21 protein-coding genes are annotated in these 20,242 nt (G+C 33.8%); 8 read left to right on the plus strand and 13 right to left on the minus strand.

Annotation, left to right across the window (positions count from 1 at the left end):
* Window positions 1–6 precede the first annotated feature (6 nt).
* On the plus strand, window positions 7–855 hold the full coding sequence (locus tag DFQ02_RS09115; RefSeq protein ID WP_116524110.1) for a glycosyltransferase family 2 protein: 849 nt from the start codon (window positions 7–9) through the stop codon (window positions 853–855).
* Here the strand turns inward: DFQ02_RS09115 and DFQ02_RS09120 are convergent.
* Together DFQ02_RS09120 and pafA are read right to left on the minus strand one after the other, a co-directional pair.
* A complete protein-coding gene (locus DFQ02_RS09120; RefSeq protein WP_116524111.1) occupies window positions 848–1,657 on the minus strand; it encodes a DNA/RNA non-specific endonuclease in 810 nt (269 codons plus the stop codon). The genes DFQ02_RS09115 and DFQ02_RS09120 overlap by 8 nt on opposite strands.
* Before the next feature lies 1 nt (window position 1,658).
* Entirely contained in the window at window positions 1,659–3,323 is a 1,665-nt protein-coding gene (gene pafA / locus DFQ02_RS09125; RefSeq protein WP_116524112.1) for an alkaline phosphatase PafA, read from the minus strand.
* A gap of 109 nt (window positions 3,324–3,432) precedes the next feature.
* Between pafA and DFQ02_RS09130 the strand changes: the two genes are divergently transcribed.
* The gene (locus tag DFQ02_RS09130; protein ID WP_116524113.1) at window positions 3,433–4,170 is read left to right on the plus strand and encodes an MlaE family ABC transporter permease; all 738 of its coding nucleotides are present in this window, start codon (window positions 3,433–3,435) and stop codon (window positions 4,168–4,170) included.
* Window positions 4,170–4,937, plus strand: coding sequence for an ABC transporter ATP-binding protein (locus DFQ02_RS09135; RefSeq protein ID WP_116524114.1), 768 nt, complete (start codon window positions 4,170–4,172; stop codon window positions 4,935–4,937). Before DFQ02_RS09130 ends, DFQ02_RS09135 begins: the two co-directional genes overlap by 1 nt.
* 42 nt (window positions 4,938–4,979) lie before the next feature.
* Here DFQ02_RS09135 and DFQ02_RS09140 read toward each other — a convergent pair whose 3' ends face one another.
* The 4 genes from DFQ02_RS09140 to DFQ02_RS09155 form a co-directional block, all read right to left on the minus strand.
* Window positions 4,980–6,449: a DUF389 domain-containing protein gene (locus tag DFQ02_RS09140; protein ID WP_116524115.1), complete on the minus strand. Its 1,470-nt coding sequence runs from the start codon at window positions 6,447–6,449 to the stop codon at window positions 4,980–4,982.
* A 67-nt stretch (window positions 6,450–6,516) separates the two neighbouring features.
* On the minus strand, window positions 6,517–7,584 hold the full coding sequence (locus DFQ02_RS09145; protein ID WP_116524116.1) for a mannose-1-phosphate guanylyltransferase: 1,068 nt from the start codon (window positions 7,582–7,584) through the stop codon (window positions 6,517–6,519).
* The gene (locus DFQ02_RS09150) at window positions 7,577–8,179 is read right to left on the minus strand and encodes a SprT-like domain-containing protein (RefSeq protein WP_116524117.1); all 603 of its coding nucleotides are present in this window, start codon (window positions 8,177–8,179) and stop codon (window positions 7,577–7,579) included. The genes DFQ02_RS09145 and DFQ02_RS09150 overlap by 8 nt, the downstream gene beginning before the upstream one ends.
* 126 nt (window positions 8,180–8,305) lie before the next feature.
* Window positions 8,306–8,980, minus strand: a complete 675-nt coding sequence (locus DFQ02_RS09155; RefSeq protein ID WP_116524118.1) for a hypothetical protein — start codon at window positions 8,978–8,980, stop codon at window positions 8,306–8,308.
* A gap of 146 nt (window positions 8,981–9,126) precedes the next feature.
* On the opposite strand from DFQ02_RS09155, the gene DFQ02_RS09160 reads away from it, so the two are divergent.
* The 3 genes from DFQ02_RS09160 to DFQ02_RS09170 are packed head-to-tail and all read left to right on the plus strand — an operon-like array spanning window position 9,127 to window position 11,735.
* Complete coding sequence (locus DFQ02_RS09160; protein WP_116524119.1) at window positions 9,127–10,347, plus strand: sulfite oxidase; 1,221 nt, start codon at window positions 9,127–9,129, stop codon at window positions 10,345–10,347.
* Between the two features lie 7 nt (window positions 10,348–10,354).
* Entirely contained in the window at window positions 10,355–10,828 is a 474-nt protein-coding gene (locus DFQ02_RS09165) for a monoheme cytochrome C (RefSeq protein ID WP_116524120.1), read from the plus strand.
* Window positions 10,829–10,859: 31 nt separating this feature from the next.
* Window positions 10,860–11,735, plus strand: coding sequence for a sterol desaturase family protein (locus DFQ02_RS09170; protein ID WP_116524121.1), 876 nt, complete (start codon window positions 10,860–10,862; stop codon window positions 11,733–11,735).
* Between the two features lie 65 nt (window positions 11,736–11,800).
* Here the strand turns inward: DFQ02_RS09170 and DFQ02_RS09175 are convergent, their stop codons facing one another.
* From DFQ02_RS09175 to DFQ02_RS09185, 3 genes are read right to left on the minus strand one after another with little or no spacing between them, the layout of a single operon-like run.
* Window positions 11,801–12,436, minus strand: coding sequence for an HAD family hydrolase (locus tag DFQ02_RS09175; protein WP_116524122.1), 636 nt, complete (start codon window positions 12,434–12,436; stop codon window positions 11,801–11,803).
* A 7-nt stretch (window positions 12,437–12,443) separates the two neighbouring features.
* Window positions 12,444–13,130, minus strand: a complete 687-nt coding sequence (locus DFQ02_RS09180; RefSeq protein ID WP_116524123.1) for an SDR family NAD(P)-dependent oxidoreductase — start codon at window positions 13,128–13,130, stop codon at window positions 12,444–12,446.
* A complete protein-coding gene (locus DFQ02_RS09185) occupies window positions 13,123–14,136 on the minus strand; it encodes a M28 family metallopeptidase (protein ID WP_116524124.1) in 1,014 nt (337 codons plus the stop codon). The genes DFQ02_RS09180 and DFQ02_RS09185 overlap by 8 nt, the downstream gene beginning before the upstream one ends.
* Window positions 14,137–14,289: 153 nt before the next feature.
* Here DFQ02_RS09185 and DFQ02_RS09190 point away from each other — a divergent pair, with 153 nt between their 5' ends.
* The gene (locus DFQ02_RS09190; RefSeq protein WP_181896382.1) at window positions 14,290–15,060 is read left to right on the plus strand and encodes a helix-turn-helix domain-containing protein; all 771 of its coding nucleotides are present in this window, start codon (window positions 14,290–14,292) and stop codon (window positions 15,058–15,060) included.
* Window positions 15,061–15,190: 130 nt separating this feature from the next.
* Window positions 15,191–15,463: a DUF4242 domain-containing protein gene (locus DFQ02_RS09195; protein WP_116524126.1), complete on the plus strand. Its 273-nt coding sequence runs from the start codon at window positions 15,191–15,193 to the stop codon at window positions 15,461–15,463.
* A 63-nt stretch (window positions 15,464–15,526) separates the two neighbouring features.
* On the opposite strand, the gene DFQ02_RS09200 is transcribed toward DFQ02_RS09195, so the two are convergent.
* The 4 genes from DFQ02_RS09200 to porV all read right to left on the minus strand — a co-directional run bounded on the left by DFQ02_RS09200 (window position 15,527) and on the right by porV (window position 20,210).
* Window positions 15,527–17,170, minus strand: coding sequence for a pyruvate dehydrogenase complex dihydrolipoamide acetyltransferase (locus tag DFQ02_RS09200; protein ID WP_116524127.1), 1,644 nt, complete (start codon window positions 17,168–17,170; stop codon window positions 15,527–15,529).
* A gap of 3 nt (window positions 17,171–17,173) precedes the next feature.
* The gene (gene pdhA, locus DFQ02_RS09205; RefSeq protein ID WP_116524128.1) at window positions 17,174–18,172 is read right to left on the minus strand and encodes a pyruvate dehydrogenase (acetyl-transferring) E1 component subunit alpha; all 999 of its coding nucleotides are present in this window, start codon (window positions 18,170–18,172) and stop codon (window positions 17,174–17,176) included.
* A gap of 187 nt (window positions 18,173–18,359) precedes the next feature.
* Window positions 18,360–18,842, minus strand: a complete 483-nt coding sequence (cdd, locus tag DFQ02_RS09210) for a cytidine deaminase (protein ID WP_116524129.1) — start codon at window positions 18,840–18,842, stop codon at window positions 18,360–18,362.
* Window positions 18,843–18,983: 141 nt separating this feature from the next.
* Window positions 18,984–20,210 carry a type IX secretion system outer membrane channel protein PorV gene (gene porV, locus DFQ02_RS09215; RefSeq protein WP_116524130.1) on the minus strand — a complete coding sequence of 409 codons (1,227 nt, stop codon included), beginning with the start codon at window positions 20,208–20,210 and terminating at the stop codon, window positions 18,984–18,986.
* Window positions 20,211–20,242 lie beyond the last annotated feature (32 nt).

Genomic DNA, 20,242 nt, shown 5'->3' on the forward strand with positions numbered 1-20,242 from the left:
AATTAATTGAAATTCTACATTGTTATACCTGCTCATAATGAAGAAAGTTCTATTGGTCTTACCTTAGATTCTTTAGTCAATCAAACTCTAATACCAAAACAAGTTGTTGTAGTTAATGATAATTCAACCGATAGCACACAAGATATTGTTGAAAGTTATTCATTTAAACATGATTTCATTAAACTGGTTCATTCAAAATCATCCAATGATCATTTACCTGGAGCTAAAATCATCAATGCTTTTTATTGTGGTTATAACATTTTAGATGATAATTATGATATTATCTGTAAGTTTGATGCAGACTTGGTTTTTCCAGATAACTACCTTGAAAAGTTAGCGTGTCATTTTGAAGAAAATGAACGTCTTGGTATGGCTTCTGGGTTTTGTTATATAGAGAAAAATGGCCATTGGATTTTAGAAAACCTAACCAGAAAAGACCATATTCGTGGTGCTTTAAAAGCTTACAGAAAACAGTGCTTTTTAGATATTGGTAATTTAAAGCCATCTATGGGTTGGGATACCGTTGACGAACTACTAGCTAAATATTATGGCTGGGAAATTTTAACCGATGACTCTTTGCAAGTGAAACATTTAAAACCAACAGGTGTATCTTATAATAAAGCTTCTAAATATTTACAAGGAGAAGCCATGTATAAAATGCGTTATGGTTTTATGATCACCTTAATTTCTGCTATAAAATTGGCCTTTAAAAAAGGAAACTTTAAATTGTTTATAAATTATATGCGTGGCTTTTTTAAAGCAAAAAAAGAAAAACCTGAACAGTTAGTCACCAAAGAACAAGGCAAATTTATAAGACAATTGCGCTGGAAAGGCATGTTAAATAAATTTAGTTAAAACTCCAACCTTTATAACTACTAGAAGCTTCCAATCTGTTTTCAATAGTATCATCCAGTTGTGGAAAAAAATCTATTCCTGTTAAATTTTCAAGGTCGTCAACCGAAACCACAAAATCATATAATGGTTTGTCGGAATCTTCATGAGGTATTAAAAAAGCAATCATTTTAGGTAATACCTTATTGTTATCAATGAGTACTTTATAAAACTGATTGGGGACAGACACAGCATCTTGTCCAATAGTTTCCATTTCACCATTTAAAATTCCACCTGTTACCACAAAAACCCCTTCATACTTATTCGCCCAATACCGTATTTTTTGCTCTAATCTGTTCCATATCCCTGAATTGAAATCATGCTTTTGTGGACTAATATTACTCGTTAAAAAAGTTTCATCATGGGCTTCTCTACTATAGCTACGGTCTCCTGCAGGACATAAATGTCCGCGGTCATATCCTGAATTTTTATAACTGCGCCAATGAGCCGCCCCTGTTTTCACGGCTTTATCAATTTCAAAATAAGGTCTCTTAAATTTTCTAGTAGACAAATGAGACTTTTTTAACTCATAAGCCACCCATTCAGCTTGTTCGTGGTCTTCATCATAGGACAACGAATAACTGCTGTGATGAATAATTTGACCTGTTGTACTGGTTGGTAAAAAATAGGTATTCGTATCAACTTTTGGCTTTACACCTAAAGATTGGATATCAGCGCGCTCTTTCTCTTCCAAAAAATACTCATATCCTAAAACACCTAAAAGAATAAATATTGCCAGTATTGAAAACACCTTTTCTCTACTCATACTATTTTAAAACAAAACCTAATGGTTTACCTGTGGCTCCATTAGGAAAACTAATACCTAGAAGGGCAGATATGGTTGGAGCAATATCTGGAATAACCGTTTTTTGGAATGTTTCTCCCTTTTTTATTCCATTACCAAAGAACAATAAAGGTACGTGAGTATCATAATTTAAACCACTACCATGGGTTGACCCCGTCTTTGGATAGGATATAAATGCTGGATCTTCAATGACTAAAACATCACCCGATCTTTTTTGATTATAACCATTTTGCAACAAGGCTTCTATACCATTTGTAAAAAAAGTAGTACTTAAAGTGGTTGCAGAATACGCTTTGTAAACATGCTCATAACCAATAATTTCATTTACAATGGCTTGTTGAACCTCAGTTAAATCTAAACCTAAAATTTTTAATTTATCTCTGTTTAAAAATATTTGATTATTGCTTATATTTTCGATTAAATCATTAGACTTGAATCTATCCAACACAAAAGCGCTTAGTTTTTTTCTTGTCTCATCAAAATTCAAATATCCAGCGGGTATTTTTTCAGATTTTAGATACAAAGGAACATCTATAGCACCATGATCAGCCGTTAGAAAGACCGTGTAGTTCCCTTTTCCAACTTCTGCATCAAGTTCATTAAAAAAACGTTCTAAATCTTTATCTAAGCGCAGATAGGTATCTTGTATTTCTTTGGAGTTTACTCCAAAATTATGACCTACGTAATCAGTACTTGAAAAACTCACCGTTAAAACATCAGTATAATCATCTTTTCCTAAACCTTCACCTTTTAAAGCTACAATTGCAAAATCTGCCACAATACTATTACCATAAGGCGTGTTTTTAATAATGTCGAAACCAGCATTTTGAGTACTCAATTTTTTTAAATCATACGGAAATGTTGCTGTTTCTTTACCTTTAAACCCAAGTTCAAAATTATTTAAATCATTACCACTTTCACTGTAAGTAGAAATATCATATAAAGTATTCCACTCTTTTAAATAGGATTGGACTGTATTTGATTCATTAAAATCCTGCACCCATTTTGGTAATTCGTTCATGTAATAAGTACTCGTTATAAAATTACCTTCTTTCTTTCCGCGAAACCAATAAGCTGCATTTGCTGAGTGACCCGCTGGCAACACAGCACCTCTATCTTTTATTGATACACCTATACTCTTCCCTCGCATTTGGGTAAATAAGCGATTTTCATCGGCAAAAGTGGTTGTCTTCATGCGGTGTGGTGACATACGCTCGGACTCAGAACTACTCCCAACTGCCAATACACTAGTATCTCCAGCGCAGTATATCATCTTTTTGGTTTGTTTATCATACCAGTCATTGGCTATAATACCATGTGTTTTGGGAGTTGTTCCTGTGAATACAGAAGCATGTCCTGGACCTGTCTTTGTAGGTATATAATTAAAATGATTGTTTTTACAATTAAAACCTTCATTTATCATGCGCTTAAAACCTCCTTCACCATATCTATGATAGAAGCGTGTTAAATAATCATAACGCATTTGGTCTACAACAATACCTACTACCAATTTAGGTTTGTCATTTGAAACGTTAATTATTTCTACTTGAGATTCTTGTGCATTAGTCTGTGCTTTACTGACAAAACTCATGGTTAAAACCAAAAACAATAACATTACTTGCTTCATTTCAATGAATATTTATTACTTCAAAAATACTGCTTTTAAAACATCATAATTTAAAATTAAGGTTAAATACCATTAACTTTTTTTTACTTTAGCACTAAGAAATTTTTATATGCGATATCTTCATAATACTGGTCGGTATTTTTTAATGATTGCCGAAATGTTCCGCAAACCCACTAAATGGTCGGTTATGAGAACATTAATTTTAAAAGATATTGATGATTTAATAATTAGCTCCTTAGGCATTATTGCCTTCATATCCTTTTTTGTAGGAGGCGTAATAACCATTCAAACAGCTTTAAACATTGAAAATCCACTCATCCCCAGGTACCTTGTTGGTTTTGCTACAAGGCAATCCGTAATTTTAGAGTTTGCTCCAACCTTTACCTCCATTATTATGGCTGGAAAGGTAGGTTCTTTCATAACTTCCAGTATTGGAACCATGCGAGTTACGGAACAAATCGATGCCTTAGAAGTTATGGGTATTAACGCTTTAAATTATTTGGTATTTCCTAAAACCATTGCATTGATGCTATACCCATTTGCTATTGCCATTGGTATGTTTTTAGGCATTTTGGGTGGTATGGCAGCTTGTGTTTTTGGAGGGTATACCAGTTTAGAAGATTACGTTTTAGGTTTACAGACAGATTTTGATGGTTTCCACGTTACCTATTCTTTCATTAAAACGTATGTTTTTGCTTTTGTATTAGCAACCATTCCTTCTTTTTACGGGTTTTATATGAAAGGGGGCGCATTAGAGGTAGGTAAAGCAAGTACAACCGCTTTTGTTTGGACATCAGTGGTTATAATTCTATTAAATTATATTTTAACCGGAATGTTGTTAGGCTAATGATACTAGTAGAAAATTTATACAAGTCTTTTGGTAATGCTGAGGTTTTAAAAGGTATCAGCACCTCTTTTGAAAAAGGAAAGACAAACCTCATTATAGGGCAAAGTGGTTCTGGAAAAACCGTTTTTTTAAAGTGTTTATTAGGTCTTTTTCCTTATGAAAAAGGTATTATTTCTTATGATGGGAAAATATTTTCTAAATTATCTGAAGACCAAAAAAGAGATTTACGCGCAGAAATTGGTATGGTATTTCAAGGCAGTGCTCTATTTGATTCTATGACCATTGTAGAAAATGTAATGTTCCCTCTAAAAATGTTTACTAAAATGAGTAAAAGCGAAATGGAGGATAGAGCCGATTTTGTTTTAAAAAGAGTAAACCTGCCGGATGCTCATAACAAAATGCCAAGTGAGGCATCAGGTGGTATGCAAAAACGTGTAGCCATTGCGCGAGCCATAGTAAATAACCCTAAATACTTATTCTGTGATGAACCTAACTCTGGTTTAGACCCCAAAACAGCTATTGTCATAGATAATTTAATTCAGGAAATAACCGATGAATATCAAATGGTAACAGTTATTAACTCTCATGACATGAACTCTGTTATGGAAATTGGAGAAAAAATTGTTTTTTTAAGACATGGCATAAAAGAATGGCAAGGTTCTAAAGACACTATTTTTAAAACCGATAATAAAGCCGTTACAGATTTTGTTTACTCATCTAATCTGTTTAAAAAAGTACGCCAAATGTACTTAGAAGAAAACGAGTAGCACTAGCAGTTCTATTTTTATAATGTTGAAGTGAATAAAACATTAATTTATTCGCTTTACAACTAATTTTTCTAAATTTAATTTTTGCTTAAACCAATTTTCTAATTTTTCTCTTTCGGATTTTCTAGTAGCTTCATTCGTTAATGAATCTATCCATTTAACTTCAAAAACAGAAATAGTGTCCATTTGAGCGAAGTTTGACCGAATGAGATTTGAATAGGCAATATTTTCAACATTTTGGTAATTTATTTTTACCTCTTTGGTTAGCTCTTCAAAGGCTATATAATTTTTCTCTAGTTTTGACAGCTGTCGTACTTTATCTTCAAGAAAGGTAATTTTTTGGTTTTGCGAAAGAATATCGAGAGAATCCCTATAACGTAACTCCTTCATATACTTGAAGTTATCCATACCTTTACGTGTACTTTGGTTAAAGATAAGTTGTGTTGAATTCTTTTCTAAGGCCGGATAATTAGATATTCTATTTTTTAATATAGAAATAGTGGTTTCAGGTATTTCATCAAGTCCAAAAGAGTTAAACTCTATTTTACTCCTACCCTCTCCATCATAAACATAAGAGGCATTGTTCCTAATGTACTCTGCATGCGGCAACCCTTCTAATTCGTTTTTAATAAACAAGTTGGCATCTCTATTAAAATTACTCTCATTATAAACATTAAAAAAAGTAAAGCCTGCAGGAATCATAACCAAAATAGCTAATAAAGAAGCTAATTGCCCAATACGCTTTCTTTTCTTAGAATTAACATATTTTAGCATTGGAAACCGCAATAATTTTAGTACCAAAAATGTTGCTAAAGCAATAAAAATTGTGTTGATGGTAAATAAATACATGGCTCCCAAAAAGTATTCAAAATTACCTTTTGCTAACCCATATCCTGCAGTACAAAGTGGTGGCATTAATGCCGTAGCAATGGCCACACCAAAAATAACCGAGGCTATTGTTCCCTTTTTAGTACGTGCAATTATAAGCGCTAAACCACCAAAAAAGGCAATTAAAACATCTCTAATATCTGGTTTAACTCTTCCTAAAAGTTCTGAAGTGTCTTCACTTAAAGGAAAAAATTTAAAAAACAAAAATGCTGTTAATAAACTCAGCACAATCATTGTGGCTAAGTTTATAATAGATTTTTTAAGTGTGTCTACATCATTAATTGCAATGGATAATCCAACTCCTAAAATAGGGCCCATTAGCGGTGAGATTAACATGGCACCAATTACCACTGCTGTTGAATTTGCATTTAAACCCACTGAAGCTACAAAAATAGAACAAATTAAAATCCAAGCTGTGGCACCTTTAAAAGGAATATCTCCTTTTATGGCCAGTATAGTAGCATCTCTATCGGTATCTTCCCTAAAATCAAGGAGTTCACTTAAAAACTTTGTGACACTTGCATATAAACCACGTGCTTCTTTTTTTACTGCTTCTTTGCTTTGAGATACCTGATCTTTTCCTGAAGCCTCTTCATCACTGAAGTTAAATTTATTTTCTTCCATAAAGATATTGGATTAACTTGCACACACCAATATAAGTATAATTTTTTGTAATAAATTACATTTAAATTTATCCAAACTTATTTTTTACTTGCTGCTGAACCTGTTTAATTCCTTGTTCTTTACTCTTTGGGTAAATAAGTAGAGTATTATCGTGGTCAACAATAATATAATCATTTAATCCATCAACAACCACAACTTTGTTTTTTGATGTTCTAATAATATTACCTTCGGCATTTTCAGCCAAACATTGAGCATTCAAAACTATATTTTTATGATTTTCATTGGATAGCTTATCATACAAACTTCCCCAAGTGCCAAGATCATTCCAGTCAAATTCTGCTCCAATGACCCAAACATTGTCAGATTTTTCCATTATGGCATAATCTACCGAAATATTTTCTGCCTTCGGATAGTTCTCTGCTATAAAACTACCTTCATTTTCTGTATTATATGCTTGAATTCCAGACTCAAAAAGCGCATATAATTCAGGTTGATTATTTTTAAATGCCTTAATGACCGTTGCAGCACTCCACATAAAAATGCCCGCATTCCATAAAAAATTTCCTTGAGCTAAAAATTGTTTAGCAGTTTCGTAATCAGGTTTTTCCCTAAACTGGTTTACAGACTTAATTTCCTCTGAAGATGTTTTATCGAACTCAATATATCCATAACCGGTATTAGGAAAGGTTGGTTTTATTCCAAGTGTCATTAAGGCATCATTATTTGAGCAATAATCAAATGCTGTTTGTACGTTTTTTGCAAAGGTAGCTTCGTCTTCAATCCAATGATCACTTGGCGCTACTATCATAACCGCATTGGGGTTTTCCTTTTGAATTTTTAAAGCAGCATACAAAATACAAGGAGCTGTATTTCTCATGGCTGGTTCTAAAACCACTTGACGTTGTGCTACTTCTGGCAACTGTTCTAATACCAAATTATTATAGCGCTCATTGGTTAAAATGAAAATATTCTCTTTTGGGATTATATGCGATAACCTCTGAAATGTTTTTTGAATTAAGGTATCTCCCGTACCTAACATATCATGAAACTGCTTTGGAAAATCTTGGGTGCTTACCGGCCAAAATCTAGAGCCCACGCCTCCTGCCATTAAAATGGCGTAATAGTTTTTATTCATCTTTTAATATTTCTACTTCTACATTAGGGTTAAAAAGGTATAATTTGCCTGTTTTTATTTCCAAGCATTCAAACCGTTTTACCCGCTTTTTACCTTGCTTAAATATTTTTCCGTTGTAAAGTTTAAATAAACTACCAAACGGAACTTCGAAAATATAAGTTTTATTATTGGGTTTATCAAATTGTTTTAATGCTAATGCTAAATTAACATCGGTATCACTACTAGCTTTGGGATTCTTAAAATGATTAGCTAACAAAGGCAGTAAATTATTTGGAAAAACCTCAGGGTTAATAAATGGTAACATTAAATGCTGAAAGGTACGCCTCCACTCCATACCATGCGGTTTAATTAACCTTCCATAAGTTTTATAAGCCTCAAAATGCGCTATTTCATGGATTAGGGTTATTAAAAATCGATACTTGTTTAGGTTAGAATTGACCGTTATTTGATGTTTTCCGTTAGGTAAAGGCCTGTAATCTCCATGTCTGGTTTTACGTTCCTTTTTAATTTTTATTACCAAATTATCATGCTCTAACAATTTTAATACCTTTGCTATGGCTAGTTGCGGTATGTATTCTTGAATTTGGGTTTGCATTGATGTAAAATTACAAGAATTCAATTAAGAATAGAATATAATTTTAAAATATATTCATTAGAGCAACAAAAAGGCCTCCTCAAAATACAAGGAAGCCTTTTAGAATTAGTCACCTTAAAATTAAAGCTATGATTCGTTAAGATTAACACCTTTTCTTAGCAAGAAAACACCCATAACTGCTAACCAGATTACTTTTACATGAAACATTGGTTTATATACTTCAAAGTTATCAGGAATCAATAAAATAATCCCCATAGCTAACAACCCAAATAAAATTGTGAACCAACCTAACCATGCACTAACAATTTTCCATTTTACTAAACCAGCCCCTAATAACACCAGGCCTACTCCAGAGAAAATACGTCCAAAACGAATGAAACATGTAACATATTGATTTGTGTACAAAATACTGTTCATGAATTCTTTAATTTCAGCGACCGATTTACCAGCAGTTTGACCAACACCCCAGGCACCATAATTATAGTAATACGCATTTGCAATTGCCAAAGTAAAAGTACCTACAACCACCATACCTGCTCCTGGTAATACGAGTACCCTAAATGGTTTTTTACTTATAACCGCAACTATTGCAAACATAGCTATAGCCATTGTAACCCAGCCAAAAATATGTATGCGATACATCCAAATCCAATACCAAACATTTTCTCCAATGGCTGTAAAGTCTTCGGCTACAAAATATTCACCAACATGATGTGAAGATAATACCCAACCACCCCATAACATAAGAGCTGCAGCAATAAATGACCATGCTGTAAACTTAGTTTCAAAATCTTTTTTCATAATAAACTTATTTAAATATTTTGTAAAGTACTACACAACAATAAGTTGTAATGTAACTTTTGTTTCATAAGGGTTTATTTTTTTAATTAACTTACATCAAATTCTAGGCATGTTTAAAACATTAATTACATTTTAGATAAATAATTTTGAAGAGAAGAGAATTCATAAGTAGAGCAGGGTTAGGCACAATTTCAACTATCATTGGAGCAGAAATTGTTTACGGACTCAACTTGCCTGAAGATTATATTCCTCTGGCATTACAAGATCCAGATCCATTTAAAATGTTCAATAAACATAAAGACATGGTAGTTTTAAATGACAAGCCTTGGAATATTGAAGCACAAGCACATCTCCTAGATGACGCTGTCACTCCAAACGCTTGTATGTTTATTAGAAATAATGGGCTGATACCTAAAGATATTGATGCTAAAGCTTGGACATTAACCATTGATGGAGAGTCTGTGACCAACAAAAAAACATACTCTTTGGCAGATTTAAAAACTAAATTTAAGCAATATACCTACCAATTAACTTTAGAATGCGGTGGAAATGGTAGAAATGAGTTTAACCCGCCTGCAAAAGGAAACCAATGGAGTGTTGGTGCAGTACACTGTGCAAATTGGACTGGTGTTCGTTTAAAAGATGTTTTAGAAGATGCCGGTATAGAAAGTGACGCTGTCTATATAGGATACCATGCAGCAGATATTCATTTAAGTATGGACCCTACAAAAGAACCAATTTCAAGGGGCTGCCCAATGTCTAAGGCCCTTCAAGACGAAACACTCTTAGCGTTTAAAATGAATGGTAAAGATATTCCGATAGCTCATGGTTATCCCTTAAGACTTGTTGCTGGTGGTTGGCCTGCTTCGGTTTCAGGAAAATGGATAAATAGAATTAGCATTAGAAATAAAGTGCATGATGGTACTAAAATGACAGGAACCGCATACAGAGTACCATGTGAACCGGTTGCTCCTGGTGAAAAAGTAAAAGATGAAAATATGTGCATTATAGAATCAATGCCCGTAAAATCTTTAATTACTGACCCAAAAACTGGAGCTATTATTAATGAAGGAAATGCATTAAAAATAAGAGGTCATGCCTGGGCCGGAGAATTAGAAGTTACAAAAATGGAATACTCTATTGATTTTGGTGCTACTTGGCAAATATGCAAAATTGAAAAACCAGTAAACAGATTGGCTTGGCAACATTTTAAAGCAGAAGTTACGTTTCCAAAAAAAGGCTATTACGAAGTTTGGGCTAAAGCTACAGATTCCAATGGTGTGTCTCAACCTATGTTATTGCCTGGGTGGAACCCTAAAGGCTATTTAAATAACGCTTGCCATAGAATTGCTGTTAAAGTAAAATAGATATCTAATGTCTAAAGACGAAGATTTTAGAAAGTATATAAGAAAAGTTTACAAGCTCACGGCATTATTTTCCAGTCTATTCATAATTACAGGCGGGCTACTTGTTATATATTCAATAAGTCCCGGGTTATTTAATTTTAAAAAAGAACCTGTAACACCAGTCTATGTTGCCGTTGAAGAAGACTCTGATAAAATTGAAAATGGAATTCATGTGAGAACTGGATTAGTTGAGGCCGAAGGGCTAATGACCGTTGTTAATAACTGTACCAATTGTCATTCAGCAAAACTGGTCATTCAAAATAGGATGAATGAAGAACGGTGGAATGCCACCATTAAATGGATGCAAGAAACACAAAACCTTTGGGATTTAGGCAATAACCAAAGTATAATTGTAAATTATTTGGTAACCAATTACCCACCGCCAGAAGTTGGAAGACGTTCTAATTTAACAGATATAGATTGGTATGAGTTAAAAGATTAATTATTATAAAAATCAATAATATAAAGTAGTCATGAATAAATATTTAGACGCATTTGTCAATGCATTTACAGGTACGGTTGAATGGACATGGAAATCCATAATTTTTGAAGTTCCGTGGTATACAAATTATTTTTGGGGTCTTGTGGTTATTTCTCTTGCCGTTTGGGTGTTAGAAATAGCATTTCCTTGGAGAAAAAATCAATCTATTTTCAGAAAAGATTTTTGGTTAGATGGTTTCTATATGTTCTTTAACTTCTTCATCTTTTCTATCGTTATTAGTGGTTTCTATAAGATTTTAGGACTCTTGTTTGCCGAAATAAACATTACTGCAAAAACATTTGCCTTGTTTGATATCTCGCAATGGCCAATGTGGGGGCAACTTTTAATATTCTTTATAATTCTTGATTTTGTTCAATGGTTTACACATGTTTTACTCCATAAATACGCTTTCCTTTGGAAATTTCATAAAGTACACCACAGTGTAAAGGAAATGGGGTTTGCAGCCCATTTAAGATACCACTGGATGGAAAATGTATTGTATAAACCTCTCAAAACCTTTGGAGTTATGCTTATTGGTGGATTTGAACCAGAACAAGCCTTTATTATCCACTTTATAACCATTGCTATTGGGCATTTTAATCACTCTAATATTAAAATAACTTGGGGCCCTCTAAAATACGTCTTTAATAATCCTGTGATGCATTTGTATCACCATGCTTACACATTACCAAAAGGAAAGTATGGCGTTAATTATGGCATTAGTTTAAGCCTTTGGGATTACATATTTAAGACAAACTACATTCCTGAAGATAGTGGTACCATAGAGATTGGATTTAAAGGCGATGATAAATTTCCTAAAGACTTTATTGGTCAAAATATCTATGGATTTAAAAAAGGACAAAAGTAATTTTGAATCATTAAAAAAGATTAAAAAGCTTCCCTATTTGGAAGCTTTTTGTTTTATAATGGATATTAAATCATATCTAAAAACTTATCCATACTATCAAAGGTATAGGTAGCTAAAGTTTTTAATTCGTCTTTATAATCGTGTTCTGTATATCCAAACACATCAAACCCACCATTTATAGCAGCTTTCACTCCCGATAAGCTATCTTCAACTACCAAACAATCGTTTGTGCTAAAACCCATTGTTTGTGCTGCCCAAAGAAATACGTCTGGCTCCGGTTTCCATTTTTGGATGGTATAACAACTAAAAATATTATTACCAAAAAAGGGTAAAAGACCTGTAACTTCCAAATTAAGTTTTATTTTGTTTACAGGTCCACTGGAGGCTACACAAAATGGTACCTCTAAATTTTTAAGAACTTCTTTGATTCCTTTAATTGGCTTTACTTCATTTTCGAATTTTTCAAACGAAAGAACACGATAATCTCTCTCAAAATCATTACCTATAGGCTTCCCTAATAGATCTGAAATAATTGCCATACATGAGTTTAACGATTTGCCTTTAAAATTGATTAAAGATTCTTTAAAATCCATATTGGCTCCGAGACCGTTAGCCATATCAACCAAAACACCAATAGCAATAGATTCACTATCAATTAAAACCCCATCACAATCGAAGATGATACATTTGTATTGGCTCATAAATTACTTAAGGCGTGGAATTTGAGACTTGCAAAAGCTTTCCGTTATAATATCTATTTCCTGTAAGAGAAAAATTGAAGATATATTGTGCCATTTCAGATGCAGTAATTTGGGCCTGATAACCAGGAAAAGCTTCTTCTAACATTTCTGTTTGAACAGCACCTAAAGCCAATACATTGAATGAAATTTTAGACTCTTTGTATTCTTCCGCTAACAACTCTGTTAAGGTAATTACGGCACCCTTACTGGAACTATAGGCTGCTAAACCAGGAAACTTTAAACTACCCTGAACACCTCCCATAGAACTAATAGTAACCACATGACTTTTTGCTTCCATAAAAGGCAAACAAGTTCTAATCATTTCTGAAACACCATAAACATTAGTTGTATAAACTTGTTCAAAATCTGCCATAGTGGTTTCTGCAAAGGGTTTATTGAGTAATGCTCCAGCATTATTAATAAGAATATCAACCTTCTTGAACTTCAAATCTATAAAGGTCTCAACACGTTTATAATCTAACGGACTACTTAAATCGAAGGAAAAAGCAGTTACATTATTTAAACCTAAATTAGATATCGGTTTTTCATTTCTAGATAATGCTAGGACTTTATGACCAGCCTCTGCAAATAGTTTCACTAATTCAAAACCAATCCCTCTACTAGTCCCTGTGATGATGACGTTCTTATTACTCATTGTTCAATTTAATTTCTTTAGACACACTATTTGTCATTCCCTCTATAGCAGGAATCATACTTTTTACAAAGTTAGCCATATGTGTGTAATCCATTTTATCTGCTTCATCATCTACATGATGGTAATAGTCAAAATTTGTGAAATCAAAAGTTGAGATAGCATGTGCAGGAATTTCAAACTGTTTATAAAAAGGATAGTTATCAGATCTCATAAATAACTGATACTCTTTAGCTTTTGAAAAAAAACCAATAATTTCAGAGCCAGCATATTCATTTAACTTAGATGGAATGTTAGATTTTTTATATCCAGTAATGTAAGCCATAGTTTCTTCTTTGGCCCTAGGCACACCTATCATTTCAAAATTAATCATCGTGTAGAGATTCAAACCCTCCTTTTGCAAACGCTTTGCTAGATGATTAGAACCTTTCAGCCCCATCTCTTCAGCGTCAAACAACGTGAAAAGCATACTGCGTTTATTAGTTTTATTCTGAGCAAAATATTTTGCCCACTCCATAACTGCTACTGTACCCGAAGCATCATCGTTAGCTCCATTCGCTATACTATCTCCGTCTACTACTTTTGCAGTTCCAATATGGTCATAATGAGCCCCTAGAATTATAAATTCATTTTTTAGTTCCACATCCTGACCTTCAACAAAACCTATTATATTATATCCAACAAGCTTTTTTATATTGAAAGTATCTCTGTAGGTATTGAAATAGGGTTTAACTCCGCTATTCTTGAAGAAATTTTCAATAAAAACCGCTGCTTTTTCAAGACCTTTTGTTCCCGTACTTCTGCCCTCTAAATGATCTGAAGCCAAATACTCCATATTGAATTTCATACTAGCTTCTATAGAAGTTTCATGCTCTTCTGGACTTATACTTTGGGATATAACTGTATTATCTGAATCTATAGAACCAATATCATTTGATCGATTATATTTCTGTGCTGTGTTACAAGTGGTATATAATACTGTTAGCACTAACAATAATGTTTTATACATAACTATAAATCTTAAAAAAATAAAGATAAAAAAACCCGTTTCATTTAAAACAGCTTTAACAATTAATTATTTTCTATTTAAAGACTAACTCTAAACACTTTCTTAATTCCTTAAAAATCATTACCTTGTATAGATAAAATGCGATTAATCTCTATGAACTCTCAAGCTAGCTATATAATGGTGTTAGAAACCAGTGATTACCTGCACAGGCTAGAAGCAAATCAGTTCAATTTATTTACCCAAAAACTCCACAACGGGATTTTCAATGTATTAAATAAATTTGAAGGGCGTATTATAAGCCATAATGATAATACTTATAAAATATCTTTTAATCAAGTTACAGACGCTATTTTATGTGCCATAAAACTACAATACAATTTTAAGTATATAACTCCTAAGTTTGACCACTCTATAAGGCGCCTAAAAATTGGGATTGCCTACGAGGAAGGAAATGGAAAAGGCATCACCTTAGCCACTAGAATGTGTGAAAATATAAAAGATCAAGTTGTTATTGAAGTAAGGGTAAAAAATGTATATCAGAAAGAAAATAAAAACTCCTTTATAAATAAGGACCATTTTAGAACTTTAAAAGTTTCGGAGATTACTTTCTTAACGAGATTAATGGATTATATTGAAACCGTTTGGAATAATCCAACCTTTAGTATTGATGACTTCTATGAACCTCTTGGATATTCAAAATCACAAGTTTACAGGAAGATGATTTCTTTAACAGGAGTTCCTTTAAGTACTTTTATTAAAAATTACCGCTTAAATAAAGCGATGTATTTGATGCACTTCAGAAAGAATAAAATATCAGAAGTAGCCAAACATAGTGGTTTTATTAACCCGAGTTATTTTAGCAGATGTTTTAAAGATAGGTTTGAAATTTTACCTTCAAGGTACCTTCAACAACATTCGTTATAATTTATTTCCCCAAATTCTATCAATAAATTGCTGTCTATTTATTGTATAAAATAAATTCTAGAATAGAATTTGTACATATCTTAAATTTTAAGATACAAGATGATTATAATTAATTTAAACAAACTTTACCATGCCAAAGTACATTATTGAGAGAGAAATTCCGGGAGCTGGAAAATTAACTCAAGAGGATTTAAAGCAAATTTCACAAACTTCATGTGCCGTTTTAGAAAATTTAGGACCTAAAATTAACTGGATACATAGCTATGTGACTGGAGATAAAATTTATTGCGTTTATATTGCTCCAAACAAAGAAATGGTTCTGGAACATGCTAACCAAGGAGGGTTCCCTGCCAATTCAATAAGTGAAGTAGCTACTATTATTGATCCTGTGACTTCTGAATAAAAAGAAAGGCCTGATTAATAAATTAATCAGGCCTTTTTATAAAATATCACCCTGTATATATAATTAAACCAACATAGTTACAGGGTTTTCGATATAACCTCTTAATGTTTGCAAAAACTCAGCTCCAGTAGCTCCATCAACTGTTCTATGATCACAAGCTAAGGTTAACTTCATGGTGTTTCCAACAACCACCTGACCCTCTTTAACCACTGGCTTTTGAACAATAGAACCTACCGATAAAATTGCAGAATTAGGCTGATTGATAATAGATGTAAAATAATCTATACCAAACATTCCTAAATTAGAAACTGTGAAGGTACTACCAGACATTTCATCAGGCGTTAATTTTTTGTTTCTAGCTTTACCCGCTAATTCTTTGACCTCAGCGCCAATTTGTGGTAAGGATTGCTCGTTTGCAAAACGTACTACAGGAACAACCAATCCATCTGGAACAGCAACCGCTACCCCAATGTGTACATGATTGTTTAATCGCATTTTATCATCAAACCATTGTGAGTTTACTTGAGGATGTTGTTTTAATGCCAAAGCGCAAGCTTTGACTACAATATCATTAAATGAAATTTTGGTATCTGGAATTGAATTAAATTGTTTACGGAATTCAATAGCATTATCCATATCAAACTCCACAGCTAGATAATAGTGTGGCGCAGAAAACTTAGATTTTGTAAGTGATTTGGCAATGGCCTTACGCATTTGCGAATTAGGAACATCTTCATAATCTTCCTGACCAGCCGGCACAAACTTACCAACAGCACCTGCTCCAGAAGCAGGAACAAAATTTTCTATATCAAATTTTACAATACGTCCGTTTTCTCCAGTACCTGTAACATGGGATAAATTAATACCCCTTTCTTCAGCCATTTTCTTAGCTAAAGGTGATACAAAAACACGCTCCCCTTTGACAGGTTTCTTGGCCTTTGCCTCCTTTTTAGACTCAACTTTTGCTGCTTCTTGTACTTTTGGAGTCTCAACTTTAGGTGCTTCGGCTTTAGGTGCTTCAGCTTTGGGTGATTCAGCTGATGCAACAACTTTAAAGTTTTTTGCAACTTCAGACACATCGGTTCCTGCAGGACCAATAATAGCTAAAAGTTCATCTACTTTTGCTGATTCACCTTCTCCTAAACCTATGTGAAGTAGCGTTCCTGATTGGAACGACTCAAACTCCATAGTCGCTTTATCTGTTTCTATTTCAGCTAAAATATCACCTTCTTCAACCGTATCACCCTCTTTCTTAATCCAAAGTGCTACCGTCCCTTCTTCCATGGTATCACTTAAACGTGGCATAGTTACAACCACAACACCTTCAGGAAGTTCTTGGTTAGGAGCCTCTTCTTGTTTCTCTTCAATAACTGGAGGCGTTTCTGCTACAGGAGTTTCAGCTACCTTTTCTTCAGCTTGAGTTGCTGCTGGTGCTGAACCTCCACTTAAAAGCCCTGAAATATCTTCACCTTCTTCTCCAATAATAGCTAGAAGCTCATCTACTTTGGTAGTTTCACCTTCCTGAACACCAATATGAAGTAAAGTTCCTTCGTTAAAAGATTCAAATTCCATGGTGGCCTTATCTGTTTCAATTTCAGCTAAAATATCACCTTCTTCAACTTTATCACCAACTTTCTTTAACCAACTTGCAACGGTACCTTCTTCCATGGTATCGCTCAAACGCGGCATATTTACTACTATGGCCATAGTTTATATTTTGTGTTGTATAAATGGATAATCTTCTTGTTCGTAAACAACGTCGTACATAACATTTTTATCTGGGAATGGAGATTCTTCAGCAAATTTCTCACACTCTGCCACTTTAGCTTTAACGCGTTTATCTATTTCTTTAATTTGATCCTCAGTAGCATACTTCTTATCAAGAATGACGTCTTTTACCTGAGTGATAGGATCAATTTTCTTATATTCTTCAACCTCAGCTTTAGTTCTGTAATGCTGTGCATCACTCATAGAGTGCCCTCTGTAACGATACGTTTTCAATTCTAAGAATGATGGTCCACCTCCACTCCTAGCACGTTGAATAGCCTCATCAAAAGCTTCGGCTACTTTTACAGGGTTCATGCCATCTACTGGAGCAGAAGGCATTTCATAACCTAAACCTAATTTCCAAATTTCATCATGGTTAGCCGTACGCTCAACAGAAGTTCCCATAGCATAACCGTTATTTTCACAAACAAAAACAACTGGTAATTGCCACAACATAGCCAAGTTAAACGTTTCGTGTAATGATCCTTGTCTTGCTGCTCCATCTCCAAAACAACAGAGTGTTACAGCATCTTTTCCGTGATATTTATCACCAAAAGCGATACCTGCACCTAAAGGAATCTGACCTCCTACAATACCATGACCTCCATAAAAACGGTATTCCTTTGAAAATATATGCATAGAACCACCCAATCCTTGAGATGTTCCGGTAGCTTTCCCATACAACTCTGCCATAACACGTCTTGGGTCTTCACCCATACCAATTGGCTGTACGTGGTTACGATATGCTGTTATCATTTTGTCCTTAGTCAAATCCATAGCGTGTAAAGCACCTGCCAACACAGCTTCTTGACCGTTGTATAAATGAAGGAATCCTCTAACTTTTTGTTGTATATATACTGCTGCAAGTTTGTCCTCAAACTTTCTCCAAAACAGCATATCCTCATACCATTTTAAGTATGTCTCTTTAGTGATCTTTTGCATCTACTAATAATAGGTTTTAATTATGCGGAGTACAAAAGTAATACATTGAGTTTTATTGCAAAAACCTAATTTCGTTAAAGTAGTAAAAAATGTCAAATAAAAGGCGGCCAACCTTGAATGTTATTGATTTATTAATTTTTTTTATGTAATTGTATAATATTAAAAATTCAACTTGATTGTAAGTTGACTATAGCATGGATTTATCAAAAACTAACGGTAGTAGATTTGTTAGTGAATTAGATTTTGCCACTTTCCCTGTTTTGCCCATGAAGTAAATTTCAATAGGTGATTTTTGCTTGATCTCATATTCGGCGATAGCCTGTCTACAAGCACCACACGGGGGTATAGGGTCATTAGACTCCTTATTCTTAGAACCTGCTGAAAGTGCCATTTTCATAATTTTTGCTTTGGGAAATTGAGCCCCAGCATAGTAAATTGCTGTTCTTTCCGCACACAAACCCGAAGGGTAAGAAGCGTTCTCCTGATTATTTCCTGTTATAATTTCTCCATTGCCCAGAAGCAATGCAGCACCAACCTGAAAGTTTGAATAAGGTGCATAGGCATTAGAGCGAGCTTCAATAGCCTTTTGCATTAAGATAAAATCTTGTTCCGGTAATGCTTCCATATTTTCATAAACAAAAATGGTAGACTTTATTTTTATTTTTTTCATTAGAATATAAATTTAAGCAATAAATCAATGTCTATCATCAATTTATAAAATCACCCTAGCAAGTATGGCAAAAAATACCTTTAAACAAAAAAACTATTGCCAAAAGCAATAGTTTCTTCATGTTAGTGTATTTAAATTCTATTAATATTCTTGATATTCTCCTTCACCAATATTAAAGGTAAGAGAAAATCGCAATGTGTTTTCTAAAGGGCTTTGCACTTTTGAAGCCGAGAATAAATAAGATAAATCTATATTAACCACATTAGCCTTAAAACCAGCTCCTAAGGCTAAGAATTTTCTAGCACCTTTTTCTTCAGCCTCATTAAAATAACCCGCTCTAAAAGCAAATGAATCTTCATAAACATATTCAGCTCCTAAAGCCCAAGTAAACTCTTTTAACTCCTCACTAAATCCTCCCGGAGCATCACCAAAAGACTGGAAAATACCTGACAGAAAGCTTACGTCTTGGGATTGCCCCTTGTATATAATATTCTCTGCAACCAGATTATCTTCGCCTGGTTCATAGGTTCCGTTTCCATTTAAATCCTCAAACTCTGTCCCTAAAATCGGGGGGGTAGGTACTAACAATTTCGCTACCTCTGCAGTAACAGAAATTTTGTTGTAATCATCAAATATAAAATCAAATCCAGCACCTAATCTTAAGTTAGTAGGCTGGAAATTCTCTTGTCCACCTTCATCATACTTAAATTTTGGACCAATATTTTGAACGGCAAAACCGGCTCTCCAACGCCCATTAAAATCTGCATAAGCTTCTTCTTCACTCTGATAATATCCCGAAATATCCACTCCAAAAGTACTGGCAGGTGTAGCATCTCCATCAACACCATCCAATCTCAAATCAGACCTTAAATAGCGCATAGCTACAGACATGGCATATTGATCTGATAACCTCAATGCATATGACGCATCAATAGTAAGCTCATTCGGTCTCTGAATTAAAGGCGTCGCAAATTCATCTGGAACAAATTCAATATCTCCTAAAGAAAAATATTTTAAACTGGCTGCAAAAGCACTGCGTTCATCAATACGATTAAAATAAGTAATGTTCCCCAAAAAAATATCGTTAACCAATTTACTTAAGTAAGGTGTATAACTAACCCCTATGCCCGATTTAGTTTCAGAAAACACATATTTAGAAGAATTCCATTGTTGCGAAAATGCATCTGCTGAAGTTGCCACCCCCATATCGCCCATGGCTGCTGCCCTAGCGTCAGGGGCAATTAAAACAAAAGGAATACCTGTTGTTATCACTCTTGAATCATTTGAATTAGGTTCTATAATTGTGGTTTGGGCACCAACCTTTATAGCAAAAGCAAACGCTAATAGTAGCAATATTTTATTCTTCATATATCAAATTTATCTTAACAAATATAATTTTT

It is taken from the genome of Seonamhaeicola aphaedonensis, from assembly GCF_003386195.1.
Lineage (GTDB): Bacteria > Bacteroidota > Bacteroidia > Flavobacteriales > Flavobacteriaceae > Seonamhaeicola > Seonamhaeicola aphaedonensis.

Coding starts and splice junctions, on each gene's coding strand:
- DFQ02_RS09120 (WP_116524111.1), bottom strand. CDS start 1,657: ATGAGTAGAGAAAAGGTGTTTTCAATACTGGCAATATTTATTCTTTTA.
- pafA (WP_116524112.1), bottom strand. CDS start 3,323: ATGAAGCAAGTAATGTTATTGTTTTTGGTTTTAACCATGAGTTTTGTC.
- DFQ02_RS09130 (WP_116524113.1), top strand. CDS start 3,433: ATGCGATATCTTCATAATACTGGTCGGTATTTTTTAATGATTGCCGAA.
- DFQ02_RS09135 (WP_116524114.1), top strand. CDS start 4,170: ATGATACTAGTAGAAAATTTATACAAGTCTTTTGGTAATGCTGAGGTT.
- DFQ02_RS09140 (WP_116524115.1), bottom strand. CDS start 6,449: ATGGAAGAAAATAAATTTAACTTCAGTGATGAAGAGGCTTCAGGAAAA.
- DFQ02_RS09145 (WP_116524116.1), bottom strand. CDS start 7,584: ATGAATAAAAACTATTACGCCATTTTAATGGCAGGAGGCGTGGGCTCT.
- DFQ02_RS09150 (WP_116524117.1), bottom strand. CDS start 8,179: ATGCAAACCCAAATTCAAGAATACATACCGCAACTAGCCATAGCAAAG.
- DFQ02_RS09155 (WP_116524118.1), bottom strand. CDS start 8,980: ATGAAAAAAGATTTTGAAACTAAGTTTACAGCATGGTCATTTATTGCT.
- DFQ02_RS09165 (WP_116524120.1), top strand. CDS start 10,355: ATGTCTAAAGACGAAGATTTTAGAAAGTATATAAGAAAAGTTTACAAG.
- DFQ02_RS09170 (WP_116524121.1), top strand. CDS start 10,860: ATGAATAAATATTTAGACGCATTTGTCAATGCATTTACAGGTACGGTT.
- DFQ02_RS09175 (WP_116524122.1), bottom strand. CDS start 12,436: ATGAGCCAATACAAATGTATCATCTTCGATTGTGATGGGGTTTTAATT.
- DFQ02_RS09180 (WP_116524123.1), bottom strand. CDS start 13,130: ATGAGTAATAAGAACGTCATCATCACAGGGACTAGTAGAGGGATTGGT.
- DFQ02_RS09185 (WP_116524124.1), bottom strand. CDS start 14,136: ATGTATAAAACATTATTGTTAGTGCTAACAGTATTATATACCACTTGT.
- DFQ02_RS09190 (WP_181896382.1), top strand. CDS start 14,290: ATGAACTCTCAAGCTAGCTATATAATGGTGTTAGAAACCAGTGATTAC.
- DFQ02_RS09195 (WP_116524126.1), top strand. CDS start 15,191: ATGCCAAAGTACATTATTGAGAGAGAAATTCCGGGAGCTGGAAAATTA.
- DFQ02_RS09200 (WP_116524127.1), bottom strand. CDS start 17,170: ATGGCCATAGTAGTAAATATGCCGCGTTTGAGCGATACCATGGAAGAA.
- pdhA (WP_116524128.1), bottom strand. CDS start 18,172: ATGCAAAAGATCACTAAAGAGACATACTTAAAATGGTATGAGGATATG.
- cdd (WP_116524129.1), bottom strand. CDS start 18,842: ATGAAAAAAATAAAAATAAAGTCTACCATTTTTGTTTATGAAAATATG.
- porV (WP_116524130.1), bottom strand. CDS start 20,210: ATGAAGAATAAAATATTGCTACTATTAGCGTTTGCTTTTGCTATAAAG.